The following is a 1196-nucleotide window of genomic DNA, read 5'->3' as shown; positions in this document are numbered from 1 at the left end:
TTATACTACTAGACAATTTGCAAAAAGGATAAAAAAATAGAGTCAAAAAGGAGAGCTTTGTAGTGACCAAACTAACAAAACTATTCCCGATGACTCTATTGGATAAAATTACACGATTACCAGGAAAATACCATCAATCTACATTGAAAAATGTCGAACTGCTGCTGGCCGGTTTACTTTCCGCTCGAAGCGTAAGTTTGTATAAGATCAAAGATGAATTCTCTGCCTTGACTGGTAAAACCGATGCTTCGCGTCATACCCATTACAAACGAATGCTTCGTATCTTTGAACGCTACGGATCGACCCGATTGTTTATCGATCTGCTTTTGTGGGCAACAGGTCTGGTTATTGGCAAAGTGGAGTATTTTTTTTGGACTCGACCGAATGGAAAATAGGTCAGTATCCATTGCACGTGCTGGTGCTAGCCGCCGATGTGAAAGGAGTAGCCGTTCCAGTTTATTTTCGCATCTATTCCCACAAAGGTGTACTTAGTGAGAAAGAACGAATCAACTTTATACGCAAAAGCCTATCTGTGATTGACTTAAGGGGTAAGCTTTTGATTGCTGACAGGGAATTTATCGGCAAAGAATGGTTTGCTTTTCTGAATACAAACCAGATCGGATTTCTAATTCGCTTACGCAAAGGAATCTATCAGCAATGGATTGATCTGGAAGAAAAACAGTATGATAAATTACAGAAAAGGGTCTTCAAGAAAGGGTATGCCCATACAGATTTCACTCTGGACAAGCAGCGCTATCGATTGGAAGTGTACCGAAATGAAAATCACAATGAAAAAGAACCGTTGGTATATTTGTTAACCAATCGGCTCAGGAAAAAACGAATCGGAAAACAGTATCGGAAGCGGTGGAAAATCGAATATTGTTTCAAGCATCTGAAGACCAATGGTTTTAATCTCGAACAGGTGGCCTTTCAAGATACAAACAAGATCCGCTTACTAATTAGTTTTGTGATTGTGGCTTATATTCTAGCCCTTGAGCAAGGCATTTTGCAAGAGAAACACAATCCGGTTCGACACATTCGCTCGGCCGGTGGCAAGAAGTATCGATCAGTGTCTGTTTTTCGTGATGGGCTACAAAAACTCAAAGAAAAGCTCACTTGTCTAGTCGATTTTCGAGAGTATCTGCTCAAGCGCTTTCCTAAAAAATCAACTATTTTTAAAATTGTCTAGTAGTATA

2 protein-coding genes are annotated in these 1196 nt (G+C 39.7%); both read left to right on the top strand.

Annotated features, from left to right (window positions below):
• The first annotated feature begins 89 nt into the window (after positions 1 to 89).
• On the top strand, positions 90 to 395 hold the full coding sequence (locus tag QNI22_RS40105) for a hypothetical protein (protein WP_314520304.1): 306 nt from the start codon (positions 90 to 92) through the stop codon (positions 393 to 395).
• Positions 371 to 1189 carry a transposase gene (locus QNI22_RS40100; RefSeq protein ID WP_314520301.1) on the top strand — a complete coding sequence of 273 codons (819 nt, stop codon included), beginning with the start codon at positions 371 to 373 and terminating at the stop codon, positions 1187 to 1189. Before QNI22_RS40105 ends, QNI22_RS40100 begins: the two co-directional genes overlap by 25 nt.
• The last annotated feature ends 7 nt before the right edge of the window (positions 1190 to 1196 follow it).

The organism is Xanthocytophaga agilis, from assembly GCF_030068605.1.
Classification (GTDB): Bacteria; Bacteroidota; Bacteroidia; order Cytophagales; family 172606-1; genus Xanthocytophaga; species Xanthocytophaga agilis.
Note: the sequence above shows the minus strand (reverse complement) of the source record. Positions and strands in the feature narration are given on the sequence as shown.